The organism is Acinetobacter sp. 1000160 (genome assembly GCF_000588715.1).
GTDB classification, from domain to species: domain Bacteria; phylum Pseudomonadota; class Gammaproteobacteria; order Pseudomonadales; family Moraxellaceae; genus Acinetobacter; species Acinetobacter courvalinii.
Genome location: NZ_JFWP02000001.1, coordinates 72,601 through 87,800, shown reverse-complemented (window position 1 = coordinate 87,800; position 15,200 = coordinate 72,601). Strand labels below are relative to the sequence as shown.

14 protein-coding genes and 1 pseudogene are annotated in these 15,200 nt (G+C 41.4%); 8 read left to right on the top strand and 7 right to left on the bottom strand.

Features of this window, described 5'->3' with window-relative positions; genetic code table 11:
* The first annotated feature begins 223 nt into the window (after positions 1 to 223).
* On the top strand, positions 224 to 1,720 hold the full coding sequence (gene putP, locus J699_RS17865) for a sodium/proline symporter PutP (protein ID WP_032868951.1): 1,497 nt from the start codon (positions 224 to 226) through the stop codon (positions 1,718 to 1,720).
* 43 nt (positions 1,721 to 1,763) lie between these two features.
* Here putP and J699_RS17870 read toward each other — a convergent pair whose 3' ends face one another.
* Complete coding sequence (locus J699_RS17870) at positions 1,764 to 2,255, bottom strand: Lrp/AsnC ligand binding domain-containing protein (RefSeq protein WP_005229968.1); 492 nt, start codon at positions 2,253 to 2,255, stop codon at positions 1,764 to 1,766.
* Positions 2,256 to 2,375: 120 nt separating this feature from the next.
* On the opposite strand from J699_RS17870, the gene putA reads away from it, so the two are divergent.
* The 4 genes from putA to J699_RS17890 all read left to right on the top strand — a co-directional run bounded on the left by putA (position 2,376) and on the right by J699_RS17890 (position 8,385).
* Complete coding sequence (gene putA, locus J699_RS17875; RefSeq protein WP_032868950.1) at positions 2,376 to 6,137, top strand: trifunctional transcriptional regulator/proline dehydrogenase/L-glutamate gamma-semialdehyde dehydrogenase; 3,762 nt, start codon at positions 2,376 to 2,378, stop codon at positions 6,135 to 6,137.
* Positions 6,138 to 6,256: 119 nt separating this feature from the next.
* On the top strand, positions 6,257 to 6,739 hold the full coding sequence (locus J699_RS17880; RefSeq protein WP_032868949.1) for a GrpB family protein: 483 nt from the start codon (positions 6,257 to 6,259) through the stop codon (positions 6,737 to 6,739).
* Between the two features lie 83 nt (positions 6,740 to 6,822).
* The gene (trmA, locus tag J699_RS17885) at positions 6,823 to 7,908 is read left to right on the top strand and encodes a tRNA (uridine(54)-C5)-methyltransferase TrmA (protein ID WP_032868948.1); all 1,086 of its coding nucleotides are present in this window, start codon (positions 6,823 to 6,825) and stop codon (positions 7,906 to 7,908) included.
* Between the two features lie 249 nt (positions 7,909 to 8,157).
* Positions 8,158 to 8,385 (top strand): hypothetical protein, encoded by a 228-nt coding sequence (locus tag J699_RS17890; protein ID WP_004653128.1) that lies wholly within the window; start codon positions 8,158 to 8,160, stop codon positions 8,383 to 8,385.
* Positions 8,386 to 8,429: 44 nt separating this feature from the next.
* On the opposite strand, the pseudogene J699_RS17895 reads toward J699_RS17890, so the two are convergent.
* A pseudogene (locus J699_RS17895) lies at positions 8,430 to 9,166 on the bottom strand (phosphodiester glycosidase family protein).
* A gap of 170 nt (positions 9,167 to 9,336) precedes the next feature.
* Here J699_RS17895 and J699_RS17900 point away from each other — a divergent pair.
* A complete protein-coding gene (locus tag J699_RS17900; protein ID WP_032868947.1) occupies positions 9,337 to 9,870 on the top strand; it encodes a lecithin retinol acyltransferase family protein in 534 nt (177 codons plus the stop codon).
* 139 nt (positions 9,871 to 10,009) lie between these two features.
* The gene (locus J699_RS17905) at positions 10,010 to 10,516 is read left to right on the top strand and encodes a GNAT family N-acetyltransferase (protein ID WP_032868946.1); all 507 of its coding nucleotides are present in this window, start codon (positions 10,010 to 10,012) and stop codon (positions 10,514 to 10,516) included.
* A gap of 82 nt (positions 10,517 to 10,598) precedes the next feature.
* On the opposite strand, the gene J699_RS17910 is transcribed toward J699_RS17905, so the two are convergent.
* The 5 genes from J699_RS17910 to J699_RS17930 all read right to left on the bottom strand — a co-directional run bounded on the left by J699_RS17910 (position 10,599) and on the right by J699_RS17930 (position 14,318).
* Positions 10,599 to 11,147 carry a chitinase gene (locus tag J699_RS17910; protein ID WP_032868945.1) on the bottom strand — a complete coding sequence of 183 codons (549 nt, stop codon included), beginning with the start codon at positions 11,145 to 11,147 and terminating at the stop codon, positions 10,599 to 10,601.
* Between the two features lie 60 nt (positions 11,148 to 11,207).
* Positions 11,208 to 11,603, bottom strand: coding sequence for a hypothetical protein (locus J699_RS17915; protein WP_032868944.1), 396 nt, complete (start codon positions 11,601 to 11,603; stop codon positions 11,208 to 11,210).
* Positions 11,604 to 11,784: 181 nt separating this feature from the next.
* Complete coding sequence (locus J699_RS17920; protein WP_032868943.1) at positions 11,785 to 12,999, bottom strand: hypothetical protein; 1,215 nt, start codon at positions 12,997 to 12,999, stop codon at positions 11,785 to 11,787.
* Between the two features lie 203 nt (positions 13,000 to 13,202).
* Positions 13,203 to 13,751 carry a hypothetical protein gene (locus J699_RS17925; protein ID WP_032868941.1) on the bottom strand — a complete coding sequence of 183 codons (549 nt, stop codon included), beginning with the start codon at positions 13,749 to 13,751 and terminating at the stop codon, positions 13,203 to 13,205.
* 162 nt (positions 13,752 to 13,913) lie between these two features.
* Positions 13,914 to 14,318, bottom strand: a complete 405-nt coding sequence (locus J699_RS17930; protein WP_032868940.1) for a hypothetical protein — start codon at positions 14,316 to 14,318, stop codon at positions 13,914 to 13,916.
* A 136-nt stretch (positions 14,319 to 14,454) separates the two neighbouring features.
* On the opposite strand from J699_RS17930, the gene J699_RS17935 reads away from it, so the two are divergent.
* Positions 14,455 to 15,132 carry a LexA family protein gene (locus J699_RS17935; protein ID WP_032882659.1) on the top strand — a complete coding sequence of 226 codons (678 nt, stop codon included), beginning with the start codon at positions 14,455 to 14,457 and terminating at the stop codon, positions 15,130 to 15,132.
* Positions 15,133 to 15,200 lie beyond the last annotated feature (68 nt).

Below are 15,200 nucleotides of genomic sequence, written 5' to 3'. Positions count from 1 at the left end.
TTTTTGCTGAAAAAAACCGCGCTTTTTTCAATAAAAAAATTAATATTCATAGAGTTATTTTAAATTACATAAAATATACAAATAAAATACACAAACATAACAGTATTTTAAAAATCATTTGTGCTTGAATCTGTGACCTTATCAATCCCAAGAATAGTCATTCATTTTTTTAGCTATTCAGTTGTGATTGCAAATTATGGATATGTAAGGACAGGCATCCATTATGAATTTTTCGAATCCCACAGTTGTTGTATTCGTGGTGTATATCCTGGCCATGCTTGGCATCGGTTTATACGCCTATTTTTCTACTAAAAATCTTGATGATTATATTCTTGGAGGCCGAAGTTTAGGCAGTTTTGTAACCGCATTATCTGCGGGTGCATCAGACATGAGCGGTTGGTTACTCATGGGCCTACCTGGCGCTATTTACTTAACGGGTTTATCTGAATCGTGGATTGCGATCGGTTTGATTATCGGTGCATGGCTGAACTGGTATTTGGTGGCTGGGCGTTTACGTGTCCATACCGAAGTACAAAACAATGCCCTCACCTTGCCTGATTATTTTACTGGTCGTTTTGATGACCAGAAGAAAATCTTACGCGTCACTTCTGCATTGATTATTCTGGTATTTTTCGCAATTTATTGTGCTTCTGGCATGGTCGCTGGTGCACGTTTGTTTGAAACATTATTCCAATTGCCGTATAGCACAGCTTTATGGATCGGTGCATTTGCAACCATTGGCTATGTTTGTATCGGTGGCTTCCTTGCGATCAGCTGGACCGATACCTTCCAGGCGGGCTTAATGATTTTCGCATTATTGCTCCTGCCAATTGTGACCTACATGTCTTTAGGTATCGGCATGGAAGAGTTTACCGCTGTTGTTGAAAGTGTTCGCCCACATGCCTTTGATTTTGCGACAAACTTAAGCGTTGTTGCGATTCTTTCTGCAGCTGCATGGGGCTTAGGCTATTTTGGTCAACCACACATCCTGGTTCGCTTCATGGCTGCTGATTCTGTGAAATCAATTCCAGCGGCTCGCCGTATTGGTATGACCTGGATGGTTTTATGCTTGGCGGGCGCAGTCGGTTCAGGCTTTATCGGTATTGCATACTTCCAGATGCATCCTGAATTTGCGGCAGCAGTAACAGCTAACCCTGAGACTGTGTTCATGGAATTGACCAAGATCTTATTCAACCCTTGGGTTGTGGGTGTGATCCTTGCTGCGATTTTATCTGCAATTATGAGTACATTAAGCTGCCAGTTACTGGTGTGTTCAAGTGCTTTAACCGAAGATTTATACAAAGGCTTTATCCGTAAAAACGCATCTCAAAAAGAACTCGTTTGGGTAGGCCGCTCAATGGTGATCGCCGTTGCCATGCTAGCTCTTTTCCTCGCGCAAAATCCGGACAGCAAAGTACTGGGCCTGGTTGCCTATGCATGGGCAGGTTTTGGTGCAGCATTCGGTCCATTGATTATTCTTTCATTGTTCTGGAAGCGTATGACCTTGAACGGCGCATTGGCAGGTATGGTTGTGGGTGCTGTAACCGTTATCCTTTGGAAGAACTTCTTTGGTGCTACAGGCATCTACGAAATTATTCCGGGCTTCGTTTTCGCCTTGATCAGTATTGTGGTGGTGAGCTTACTCGGTAAAGCACCAAATGCTGCTGTAACCAGCCGCTTCGAACAAGCTGATGAAATTTATGCACGCGAAATGAAATAATTTTGCTGAAAAATTTAAGGGGCTTTCGAGCCCCTTTTTTTATTTAAAATTTTGTCCGTGATTTAATTTTTATTTTCGAGCTGTCTTTCACCACCTGCATCACAGGATAACTACGGGTTTCCTTCACCCCTGGCAACTGCCATAAAATCTGTCCTGCAATGCGACGAAACTCCTCCATTCCCGCACTACGCAATTTAATCAGAAAATCAAAACCGCCACTGACCATATGACATTCCACGATTTCAGGATACTGCGTGACTGCGTCAATAAAATCATCGAGTACATGCGGTGTGGTCTTATCCAGCAGCACTTCCACAAAGACCAGAAAATTGGCATTGAGCTTATTCGGATTCAGTTTCGCCTCATACCCCAAGATAAACTCATCCTTCGTCAATTTCTGCACGCGCGCCATCACCGCAGTCGGTGATAGGTTCACAAGTTCCGCCAATTTACTATTGGAAATCCTTCCATCTGTTTGAAGAATATCCAGAATTTTCAGATCAGTTCGATCTAGTGTATAAATAGGGCCATTCAACTGAATTTTCCTCTAAAAAATAAGCAAATTATAGTGAGTTACTCGGGATTTATTCTGTAATCATAAATTATCTAAACCTCTCTGCTCAATATGTTTTAGAGATTGTTATTGGAATTTAGCATGAATACATTGGATACTCCCGCACAAATGGACACAGCTCACGCAGACGGTTATATCACCGAATTTAAAGAAAAAAGTGAGTTTGAGCAACGCATCAATACGGCATGGCGCCGTGCAGAGCCTGAAGCAGTCGCTGTACTTGCTGAAGCAGCCAACATTTCCCCTGAACTTGACCATAAAATTTATGAGCTCGCATTTAGCTTAGCGCACAATTTGCGTGAGCGTAAAAGTTCAGCAGGTAAAGCTGGTATCGTTCAAGGTTTACTTCAAGAATTTTCACTTTCTTCACAAGAAGGTGTGGCCCTGATGTGTTTGGCAGAAGCTTTGCTTCGTATTCCAGATACTGCAACACGTGATTTATTGATCCGTGACAAAATCAACCAAGGCAACTGGAAAGAACACGTTGGTCAAAGTAACCTGATGTTCGTCAACGCCGCTGCCTGGGGTTTGATGTTAACTGGTAAGTTAATGGAAACACCAAAGCAAACCAGTTTATCAAGTGTTTTAACTGGCCTATTGGCACGTAGTGGTCGCGGTATCATCCGTAAAGCCGTTGACGTTGCCATGCGTATGATGGGTGAACAATTCGTTACCGGCGAAACCATCGGCGAAGCGCTTGAACACGCAAAACCATTTGAGCACAAGGGTTTCCGCTACTCATACGACATGTTGGGTGAAGCAGCCCTAACTGAACATGATGCTGAGCGTTATTACAACGACTACACCCAAGCCATTCATGCCATTGGTAAAGCATCGAACGGTCGTGGTGTTTATGATGGTCCGGGTATTTCAATCAAGCTTTCTGCATTGCACCCACGTTACCAACGTGCGCAAATTGACCGTGTTCATCATGAACTTTACAACAAAGTTTTTGAACTGGCGTGCTTGGCAAAACAATACGATATCGGCTTAAACATCGATGCTGAAGAATCTGAGCGCTTGGAAATCTCGCTTGAATTGCTTGAACGCCTATGTTTCGAACCGAAACTTGCCAACTGGAAAGGTATTGGTTTCGTGATTCAGGCCTACCAAAAGCGCTGTTTCTACGTTGTTGATTACATCGTTGATCTTGCAAAACGCAGTAACAAACGCCTGATGATCCGTTTGGTGAAAGGTGCATATTGGGATAGCGAAATCAAGAAAGCACAAATCGATGGCATGACCGACTACCCTGTGTTTACCCGTAAAGTTCACACTGACTTGTCTTACATTGCATGTGCGAAAAAATTACTTGCTGCACCAGATCAAGTGTATCCGCAGTTTGCGACACACAATGCGCAATCGCTTGCAACGATTTACAACCTGGCTGATCCAAGCAAATATTATCCAGGTCAATACGAGTTCCAATGCTTGCACGGTATGGGTGAGCCATTGTACGAACAAGTGGTTGGTTCTAAAGAAGACAATAAACTTGGTGTGCCATGTCGTGTTTACGCACCTGTGGGTAACCATGAAACTTTGTTGGCTTACTTGGTCCGTCGTTTACTTGAAAATGGTGCCAACACCTCATTCGTCAACCGTATTGCGGATAAAACTTTAAAAGTTGAAGATTTAATTCAATCTCCAATCAAAGATATTCAAACTTCAGCGAAAGATGAAGGCCAGCTTGGTTTAAAACACCCAGCGATTCCACTTCCGCATGATCTTTATCCATTACGTCCAAACTCAAGTGGCTTTGATCTCAATAACGATCAACCGTTAGCAGACCTGGATGCGACCGCACAGAAGCTACGTAACCAGATTTGGAAAAGTGCCCCTTTACTTGGTTTTGAATCAGCAGTCCATGATGAAAGTAATGCGCTTGCAATTACAAACCCTGCACAAAACAGTGAAGTTGTCGGTTATGTTAATGAAGCAACCAGCGCTGATGTACAACTGGCGTTAGAAGCTGCAGCACAAGCAGAACAAAGCTGGGCAGCAACTGATAAAGTTGAGCGTGCTGCTTGCTTAAAACGTGCTGCTGACTTGATGGAAGCCCGTATTCAAGAGTTGATGGTTTTACTTTGCCGCGAAAGTGGTAAAACCTATGCCAATGCGATTGCAGAAGTTCGTGAAGCGGTCGATTTCCTACGTTACTACGCAACTCAAATTGAAAACCTGCCTGCAAATGCACAGGTGAAGCCATTAGGTACCGTATTGTGTATCAGCCCATGGAACTTCCCTCTTGCAATTTTCTCGGGTCAGATTGCAGCTGCATTGGTAAGCGGTAACTGTGTTATTGCCAAACCAGCGGAACAAACACCACTCATTGCAGCACAAGCGGTGCAAATGCTTTGGGAAGCTGGCGTGCCACACGGCGCTGTACAGCTTGTTCCAGGCCGTGGTGAAACAGTCGGTGCGCAATTGAGCCAGGATGACCGCATCCAAGGCATCATGTTCACAGGTTCGACTGAAGTTGCAAAAATCTTGCAAAAGACGGTAGCAAAACGTTTATCTCCAAATGGTCAACCTATTCCGTTAATCGCGGAAACCGGTGGTCAAAATGCGATGATCGTAGACTCTTCTGCGTTGACTGAACAAGTGGTTCTCGATGTTGTCAGTTCTGCATTCGACAGTGCCGGTCAACGTTGTTCTGCACTTCGTATCTTATGTGTACAAGAAGACAGCGCTGCAACCGTCATCAAAATGTTGAAAGGTGCGATGCAACAGTTGATCGTCGGCAACCCTGCGATCTTAAAAACCGACATTGGTCCTGTGATCGATACTGAAGCGAAACAAACCATCGATACGCACATTCAAAAGATGAAATCTAAGGGTTACCCTGTTCATCAATTGATGTTCAACGATGCTGCAAGCCAACAGGCACTTGCACAAGGTACTTTCGTTCCGCCAACAGCAATCGAATTACCAAACCTTGATGACCTTGAGCGTGAAGTATTTGGTCCTGTACTACACATCATCACCTATAAGTACGGTGAACTTGAGCAGTTGATCGATCGTATCAATGCCAAAGGTTACGGCTTGACCATGGGTCTACATACCCGTATCGATGAAACCATTAATACGGTGATTCAACGTGCTGAAGTGGGTAACTTATACATCAACCGCAACATCGTCGGCGCAGTGGTAGGTGTACAACCGTTTGGTGGTGAAGGCTTGTCTGGTACGGGTCCGAAAGCCGGTGGTCCACTTTATATGTACCGTTTGATGGAACATTGTTCAGAGAAAGTATTGGCGACCCCATTTGCGGTAAAAGCTGAAATCTCTCAGTTTGATGCCGTATCCAATGTGGCTTACCAAAGCTTGCTGACTTGGGCAAAACAACACATGGCTCAAGCAGTACCGACAATTCCAGCATTTGGCGTAGGTAAATTCTACGAGTTGCAAGGTCCGACTGGCGAAAGTAACCAGTACATTATCCTGCCTCGCCATCGTGTGCTTTCGATTGCTAATGATGATGCTAGCCAGCTTCAGCAATTGCTTGCGATTTTCGCTGTTAGCAGTACAGCTGCGGTATTGAAAGACAATGCATTCTTGGTAAAACACAAAGCGTCTTTACCAAAAGATGTTTTGGATGCAATCACTGTGATTTCAAGCGTTGAAAAAGATGCCTTTGATGCCGTGCTTCATCAAGGTTCTGTTGAACAGTTGCAAGATTTGCAAACTAAAGTTGCTGCCCGTTCAGGTGCGATTGTTGGCATTACCCAGCTACAAGCCAATGAGCAGATTCCGTTAGAGCGTCTTGTGATTGAACGTGCCATCAGCGTGAATACAGCAGCAGCTGGCGGTAACGCAAGCTTGATGACTTTATCTGAAGACTAATATTCGCCTTTTCGAGAGATATTAAGTCTCTCACTGACCCGAATCATGTTTACATGGTTCGGGTTTTTTATTATGTTTTAGTTGATCTTTATTGCAATTATAAAAATGAGAACCTGAAAATGCAGTTTTTCCCCGCTACTGAATATCAACCTCACTGTGCCCAGCTTTTTGAAGATTATAAAACAAAGATCAGGCAGCTTATCCCTTTTGCCATTGTTGAACATATTGGCTCATCCGCGATCCCCAATGCAATCTCAAAGGGTGATCTCGATATTTATGTTGAAGTCCCTACTCAACAGTTTTTAGATACCATTAAAGATTTACAACAACTTAATTTTAAAGAAAAGTCTGATACATTACGTACCCATGAGCTATGTATGCTGCAATCACAAGCGCATGATGTCGCCTTGCAAATCGTTGTGACGGGCTCGGAATTTCAAAATTTTCTTACTTTTCGGGATCAACTACGACGTCACCCAGAGCTGGTTCAGCAATACAATCAACTCAAACAAAGTTGTTCAGGTACTTCACCAGAGCAGTATCGTCAGATTAAAGCAATATTTATACAGAATGTACTGAATCCTAATCCAGCTTACAAATAAGCAAATTTGATAATTTCCCTGCACCTTGTAGCACTTTTTTTGATACCATTCCTGTTTAGATTTCACCTATAGTTTTCTTGTTTATGACCATCTCTTACCAGCAGCAACTTCAAGAGAAAGTTGAACGAATCACCGCACAATTTGCCCCGTTCAATCCACCAGCTTTAGAAGTGTTTCAATCACCCGAACAACATTTCCGTATGCGTGCAGAATTCCGTCTCTGGCATACCGAAGATGATCTGTTCTATGCCATGTTTGAACGTGCTGAAGATGGAAAGCAAAAAGAAGTTGTTCGTGTAGATGAATTTCCGATTGCAGATCAAAGCATCAATGACTTAATGCCGCGTCTATTAGAAGAATTAAAAGCAGTACCGATTCTATCGCAACGTATTTTTGAAGCGGATTTTCTTGCAACATTAAGCGGAGAAATGCTGGTTACGCTGATTTATCACCGTAAACTGGATGCAGAATGGGAAACGGCAGCAAAAACGTTAGCAGAAAAACTGAATATCAAGATCATGGGCCGTAGCCGTGGCCAAAAAGTGATTATTGGCGATGACTATGTGGTTGAGCAGCTCAACGTTCATGGTCGTACTTTTAAATACAAACAAATTGAAAGCAGTTTTACCCAGCCAAATGCGCAAGTGTGCCAGCATATGCTGGAATGGGCATGTGATGCTGCACAAGGATCTCAACAAGATCTTTTAGAATTGTATTGTGGTAATGGTAACTTTACCCTACCGTTGTCTTTAAAATTTAATCGTGTACTTGCCACTGAGCTGGCTAAATCTTCGGTTTATGCGGCGCAATGGAATATTGAGCAAAATCAGATTGAAAATATTCAGGTGGCGCGTTTATCTGCGGAAGAGTTTACCCAAGCGTATCAGGGCGAACGTGAGTTTAGACGCCTGCAAGAAGCTGAAATTGATATTCAAAGCTATGACTTCGATACAGTTTTCGTCGATCCGCCACGTGCAGGCATTGATGATGAAACGCTGAAACTGCTACAGGGATTCAAGCGTATTCTCTATATCTCATGTAATCCGGACACCCTGCATGACAACCTCAACACACTGACTCAAACCCATCGCATTGTGAAGTTCGCTATGTTCGATCAGTTCCCTTTTACCCATCATGTTGAGTCGGGTGTTTTACTTGAGAAGATTTAAACAAATTATTTCAACGTAACAATAAATTATAAAGGGTTTCAATAACCCTTTATTTTTGCTCAAAGGATATGGATAAAAAAGTGATATTTTTCAAAGGTCAAGTCATGATACCGTCATAATTTCGTTTGAGATGAGCAGACTCATCGAAAAAATTGAAGTTCAACTGCTGCTTTTATCACTTAAGCTGACTTGTATTTTATTTTAAAGTGGCTATATTTCGAGCTATGTTAGGTTGTTAATGAAGGCTCTATGAGTTTTTGGCAAAAATTGTTCAATGCAGACGAACAATATAACGAACACAAGAACCAGACTTCTTGCGTGGAAAACGATTGTTCTTGCAAAACCAATGAACAGCTACTCGATGCTTTAGTCAAAGCAACAGATGAGGATGTCATTAAAGGCATTAAGAAAGTACTGATTTCTCGGGGTTATAGCCGCAAAGAATTACTTGCGATGATCAAACCACCGATTCAATAAAAATAAGCCCCTCATCTCCTTAAATTCAGGAGATGAGGGTGTCATCAAGATTTACACTTTTCCCGATTCACTTCTGCCACCATCGGTCCCAGATTAAATCGCTTATCATGGCGTTTATTTTGTATTGAATACATACTTGAAATCGATCCATCCAGATATAACGCATGTTCTATTTTCAACTGTTGCTTAAAAACTGCGCAAACTGGTAAAAACTTACCCGTTGTTGTGAAATCACAAAATACAGCTCATTATTTTTTACGCCCACCCCATTTCTGATTTTAACTGAAGTTGAGTCCGGTAAAAATTGATCATTGATTTTACCCTGATAGACCAGCATCGGCCCTGACTGGGGCGCAAACTGTGCCTGAAAACCTGAATGTGCATAATCAGCCGTGGTTTTGATGACGGCACTGCGATCATTCCACGCCACGACTCCATTCGGTTGCATAAAAAAATTACCAAAACCTTTCGCCTGATTTAACTGACGCAGCTCTTTGCCCTGTTCGACATATAATCCAACCGGCTGAAAGTCAGCATGATACATTCCCACATTCATGGCAAAATTGAGTTGGGCACAAGCCGGCAATGCTTTTTGTAAAGTTGCAAACTTTTGATAGTAGCGATTGCTTTCAGGATTTTTTAAAAATAATTCCAGTTGATCCAGGTGGTCGACTTTAATGACATCGTAGCTGTTTTGATTAAATTGAATGGCTTGCTGCTGCATCGCATATGCAGATGGAACAGCTAAAAATGTAAAGGAGAACAGTAACCAGCTTTTCATTATGCGATATATTTAAGATGAGATCTGGCTATTTTCTCACAACAGCAAATCATGCAGAATGACGGATACAAACTCCACACATAATCATTGGATTGAGTGTATAAATAAGCTCGATTGATTCACATTTTTTCACTAAAATAAGCGTGTAAATACAATAACCTTGTATCAACATGCAGCAAAGACATCCGCGCTTTCCAATTGGCGCCCATCTGATCGTAAAACACTTTGGTTATAGTCACCACGGCATTTATGCAGGACGTGGCCGAGTCATTCATTATTCCGGTTTTGCCCATATATTTAAAAAGCATCCGATTGAAATGACCTCTATCCAGCGTTTTGCGCGAGGAAAGCCTATTTATATCAGGGGCTATCACTCCACGCGCTACAAAGCCAGAACCGTAGTACGGCGTATGCGCTCACGCATGCATGAAAATCACTACCATCTCATCATTAACAACTGCGAACACTTATGTACCTGGGCCATTACCGGTGTTGAATCCAGTACTCAGGTCGAACGCATGCAACGCCGTTTAGCCACGATCGGTTATGTTAGCTCGGTCATGAGTTATATGAATGGCCTGATGCTGACGGTTGCGACAGCCTGCTTCGCGATTGTGCTGTATATTAAAATACTGTTGCGCCATCAAGCCAAAAAATCGGTTCCAGCTTACTTACAGCTCAAAGAAAAGCATTCCAAGAAATAAAATGATTTTTAAAACATTGTAGGTAGAGTACCTTATTAATTTTTAACTGTTCCCTTTAAGCTATCTCGTACTCATCATCAAATCATTCCAGCTTAAATTAAGCTCAAGCTTTGGGTACTAAAATCAGCAAGAGATCATAATGAATATATCGATTCGAAATGAACAACCATCTGATATTCCCCATATTTTTAAACTCACTCAAGCGGCTTTCAAAGATATAGAATACTCCAGTCATACAGAGCAGTTTATTGTGAATGCTTTACGCAATTCTCAACAATTGACCGTATCGCTAGTCTCTGAATATGAAGGCCAAATTATTGGGCATATTGCGTTTTCTCCTGTTTCGATCTCGGATGGAACAACCAATTGGTACGGTTTAGGACCTGTCTCTGTACAACCTGAATTTCAAAATCAAGGGATTGGCTCTCAACTGATCCATGCCGGTTTAGACAAATTGAAAATGTTAAAAGCTGCTGGCTGTGTTTTACTCGGCGATCCTGACTATTATGCTCGCTTCGGCTTTAAAGCGAAGCCGGAACTTGTTTTGCAAGGTGTTCCCGCAGTGTATTTCCAGATTCTTTGTTTCACGGATAAAATGCCTCACGGCGACGTGGTTTATGCAGAAGCATTTAATGCGACTGCATAGTCTTAAGCGCTCAGCTTCAGTTAAAGCTGAGCGCTTATATTTGTGATTATAGAATTCTAAAGCGAATAAATTGAATACACGCTTAATGACAAACAACTTCTTCAGAAGCTTCTAAAGCCTTTTCAAAGATTTCGGCATAGCTCGCGACCAGTTCAGCTTTATCTGTTCCATTGACAATATAGCGTGCGCCCACATAATTCTTTTTATGCTGATTGATGTAATCAGAAAGTCTTTTACCTGTGAACATGCCCTTTTTCATACCGACAATCATGACACGGGCCGCGATGTCAGCCTGTAAAGCCAATTTTGGATTTTTGACTAAATCAATTTTTAAGTAATCGCCCAGGCGTTTATAGTTGGACAACCATGTCAGTTGCACATAGCCATAACCAATATAGGGATAATATTGCTTAGACTTTAAATATTTTTCAGAGCCGTACTCGATCACTGGCTGCATCGTTTTCGCTGTTTCATGCCAAGCCGTTGCCAAGATATAAGCCGCCTGCGTGGTTATAATGGCCGTATCTTCAGCCAGTACTGAGACAAGAAAGTTAATGCCATCGACCTGAGATTGTGCCAACTTGCCAAAATTTTTGCGTAAAATATCAAAACCGTCTTGTGTAATTGTCATGTTCTTTTCCTCTTTATAATAAAAAACCGCCCGAAGGCGGCATTGAATTGAAGTTATTATTTAAAATTTGTCTTTAAAGTCTTTTACTTCTCTTGCAACATCTAGAATCGTTAAATCCTCTCTTGCATTGATGTAGTTAAAAGTCCAGCGAATGAGTGCCCACACAGGTAAGCCACAAAGGAAATACAAACCACCGAGGGCAAATACGCCAAACATATTCTTACTCCAGTCTTGCAAATCAAAATGCTGAATCACAAAACCGCCACCCGCAATGCTTCCGACCGAAGTAGAAATTAATGAAACCACCCACTCACGCCTAGATTTTGGCAACCGTGTCATCACAACAACAATCCAGGCCAAAAGCATGAAAGTGAGTGCCATCAAGATAATAAAAAACACACCATAAGATTTTATTGCGGCTGCAATGTCTGCACCCGCTGAAACGAGGTCTACCATTTTCCTCCTCCAAAAAAAGAAAAGCCCTGAGCGATACAGGGCATTATTTAAATAAGATAATTTTATAAAGCAGCCGACTTATCCTTGTTGAAGTCATCACTCTTGTTATTCACTTCCTATCACAGCACATGTTTTATCTATAAAAAAACCTCCCGTGTGGGAGGCCGACTAATTAAAAAAGTCACAGTGGATAAAGCGGCAAATACTGCGAATGAGAAAAAGGTAAATAATGACCTGTTCTCATCCGCTTAGGCGAAAGCTTGTATTTATGCACTGAGTCATAATTTTTTGCATTGTTTGTATTTACAGCATAGATCTCTTCTCCAACTGCTGCATAGGCTGCTCTTAAGTCAAAATCCAGTTGAGTCAGTCCATCCAATACAATAACTTGATAAAATTCTGGTAACTCTAATCCATGACTTGAAACCCAGCTCCCCATCAGTTTTCCATCAATATAGACATTCATCGAATGCTTGCCTGTGATTTCAAAAGTGACTACTGGATTTAAACAAGGCTCATCTTGCGTAAAAGTGACATTATCCATACTGCCATAATCCCCTAATATCACCGTGAACTTCTCATCCACAAACAAACTGTAAATGACAAATCCCTGTTTCACCTGATCAGCAATCAGCTTTCTTTCTGGTGGATAGGCAAGTCCAGCAAGCATAAAAGCATGCTGAGATGCATTTGAGTTACTCAAGGAAAAACTACCCTGACATACCTGAAAATAGGCCGATAAGAACGGTGCCTTGGTCAGTTGCTCGGCCCATCCAAACTGGATAAAGACATTGGACAGATCATAAGGCAGTTCAGTTGCCTCCAGTTGCACATATTCGAAATCCATATCTAATTGATAGGCCTGTGTATGGACAGTCTTATCATTGATTTTTAACAACTGTACAGCATTTGCTGTTACCCGAATCACCAGATTCTCGATTTTATTAAAATCATTTAGGGTGATGGGTAAATCAGTACTACTGAACATTGACACTCTTTTGCCTTCTATACTGATCGTGACATGATCTTGTCCGTGTTTAAAAAGGATTAAAGTCTCGGCCTGTTCACCGATGCTGATTTTGTAATCACGATTGCCCTGTAGCGGTGCAATAAGACCCTGCATGCTGACAGGTCGAATGACCGCAATATCCGGTATAAATCTAGCTTCAGACACAGCTAGCATATTGCGCGACTGGATAAGCTGATAATCATCATAACTAAGAGCGGGTTCCTGCATATCTTCGACTACTGTTAAGGCACCTAGATACGGGCTGGATTCCATCAGGGTCACAGCCGCAGCATCTGGTGTGATCTGCATACAAGACGGGACAATAGTAGCGAAAGAAAAACGCGTTAAATCTTGGTTTAAATAGCTAATATTATTTGTACTCTTCATTTTCAAATACCTCAAATTCTTTATAAATTTCAAACCAATTCCAGGTTTTAGACATAAAAAAACTCGGTCTCCATGACGGAACCGAGTTTTCATTAGGCAACAAAAAAGCCCATCTATGATGAGCTTTCAAGTTTTGTCATATTTAATCTTTAATACGACCAGTATAGTAAAACTATAGCGTGCTTTCCGAAATAATGGAATCCTTAGTTATGCATATTTTTGTAAGTGTTTTTACGATATTGCTCAATCACGATTTCTGCTTCTTCAATAGCTGACTCTAATGCTTTAACCATCAGATTTTCATAAGTTTTCCAGGTCTTTCGATAGCTTTCTACATTAAGTTGATGGCGATGAATTCCAGCATAGGCCAAACGTCCTTTCGCTGTGTAATTTTCTTCCAGTTCCGGGTTTAAAACGAAATCCAGCACCATTCGAGATACCAACCAGGCCAAGTGATACATGGCAATCCGTTCTGGTTCACGCTTTTTATCTCGTTCAGCCTGTTTAATAAAAATATCTGCCAAATACTGACGGACATAGTCATAATCTGTAGCTGACTTATTTTCAAACACAATCAATGCGGTCACGGACTTGGCCAACTGCGTATCCATTGCAGCAATCGTACCTAAACGATCCTGATAGCTTAAACGCTCGCCTGTGCCACGCACGTAAGGATCAAAACCTGGAGAACTTACCGTTAAACCATGAGTTAACCACTCAAACTTTTCAAATTTAGTTACCATCGCATTCATATTTTCACCTCATCTCATTATTTATTTTTCTGGCATGATCTATGTTGTCTCTCAAGTAATAGATCCTTTGCCAATTTGAATCATCATGTTCGTGTTTGCTTGTGCATGTCATGACTTTATTTACGACCTGACGCTACCTTGCTGTCTCTTTTCATCTTTGAATTAATGATATTTTTCTGTTTGCTCCACACAGTGCATGGCCTGTTTGATCTCTTCAAATCGGCTCTTGCTACATGGGCGGGTAAAGCTCTTGATTTGAGAAATATAGCTATGCGCACAGCCGAGCACTTCAACCAGAGACTTGGCTCTACCCTTGTGTTGATTGAGCCAGTTGCTGAGCATCGTAATCTGTTGTTGCGTTGCTTGATTGTCGATACGTTTTTGTTTTTTGAGCTGTTTCTGCTCATCTTCCAGTCGCATTGCTTTTAGTTTTTTACTGTATTCCACTCTTCGTGGCTGAAATTTAGTTTGAATCTGGGTGATTGCATTGCCTTTTGCCAACCAGGCTTCAATTTCAGCATTTAAGTTTTGTTTGATATGCATGTTTGGAGTTATTGCTTTGCCCATACGCCACCTCTCACATTGAAATTTAATTAATACGACCATAATATTAGCAAACTAATATTAAATCAATAAGAATACTAATTTGACTTCACATTAGTTTGCTAATATTCTGAATTTAATAATATTCAGGTCGATTGAAATGCTAAAAGATAGGCTCAAAGAAGCTAGAAAAAGAGCAAAGAAGTCTCAAAAAGATGTGGTTGCCGCTGTCGGAATAACCCAGTCCGCTTTAAGCCAACTGGAAACAGGATTAGTGAATTCATCCTCGCATCTTCCCTCTATCGCCAAATACTTAGGTGTTGATGCTTACTGGCTGCAAACTGGTCAAGGACAAGCCGATCCAGATCCATTCCAGCCCGAACATGCAATTAATATTTCTCCGGTTCAGGCCAAGATGGCACCTGTTTTGTCATGGGTGCAAGCCGGTATTTTTACCAATGTGCAAGCTGTTGATATGGCTCAGGTTGAAGAATGGTTACCGCTACCCGATGATTGTGATCAGTGTTTTTATCTTAAAGTTCAAGGTCTAAGTAATTATCCTGTATTTCATGAAGGTGATTACATTCTGGTTGATCCAACCGTCCAGTATAGTGATATGCAATCAGGTGATATGATTGTTGTGAGAAAACATGAAGATGCCACCTTCAAGAAACTGGTGATCGAGACTGATAATTCGAGATACTTACAGGCGCTTAATCCGGAATTTAAACCGAATATTATTCCCTTGGACGAAGAATGTATTTTCGTGGGTGAAGTGGTCGATTCGATTCGTTATATTTACCAATCCAAACGTCGTTCAAAGATAAAACACAGTTAAAGGTGACGGATTAGTATAAAAAATTAGTATTCTGATAATAAACAAATATTAGAAAACTAATAATAAAC

Bases quoted from the DNA above. Each gene is read 5' to 3' on its own strand.
- putP (WP_032868951.1), top strand. From the start codon at position 224: ATGAATTTTTCGAATCCCACAGTTGTTGTATTCGTGGTGTATATCCTG.
- putA (WP_032868950.1), top strand. From the start codon at position 2,376: ATGAATACATTGGATACTCCCGCACAAATGGACACAGCTCACGCAGAC.
- J699_RS17880 (WP_032868949.1), top strand. From the start codon at position 6,257: ATGCAGTTTTTCCCCGCTACTGAATATCAACCTCACTGTGCCCAGCTT.
- trmA (WP_032868948.1), top strand. From the start codon at position 6,823: ATGACCATCTCTTACCAGCAGCAACTTCAAGAGAAAGTTGAACGAATC.
- J699_RS17890 (WP_004653128.1), top strand. From the start codon at position 8,158: ATGAGTTTTTGGCAAAAATTGTTCAATGCAGACGAACAATATAACGAA.
- J699_RS17900 (WP_032868947.1), top strand. From the start codon at position 9,337: ATGCAGCAAAGACATCCGCGCTTTCCAATTGGCGCCCATCTGATCGTA.
- J699_RS17905 (WP_032868946.1), top strand. From the start codon at position 10,010: ATGAATATATCGATTCGAAATGAACAACCATCTGATATTCCCCATATT.
- J699_RS17910 (WP_032868945.1), bottom strand. From the start codon at position 11,147: ATGACAATTACACAAGACGGTTTTGATATTTTACGCAAAAATTTTGGC.
- J699_RS17915 (WP_032868944.1), bottom strand. From the start codon at position 11,603: ATGGTAGACCTCGTTTCAGCGGGTGCAGACATTGCAGCCGCAATAAAA.
- J699_RS17920 (WP_032868943.1), bottom strand. From the start codon at position 12,999: ATGAAGAGTACAAATAATATTAGCTATTTAAACCAAGATTTAACGCGT.
- J699_RS17925 (WP_032868941.1), bottom strand. From the start codon at position 13,751: ATGAATGCGATGGTAACTAAATTTGAAAAGTTTGAGTGGTTAACTCAT.
- J699_RS17930 (WP_032868940.1), bottom strand. From the start codon at position 14,318: ATGGGCAAAGCAATAACTCCAAACATGCATATCAAACAAAACTTAAAT.
- J699_RS17935 (WP_032882659.1), top strand. From the start codon at position 14,455: ATGCTAAAAGATAGGCTCAAAGAAGCTAGAAAAAGAGCAAAGAAGTCT.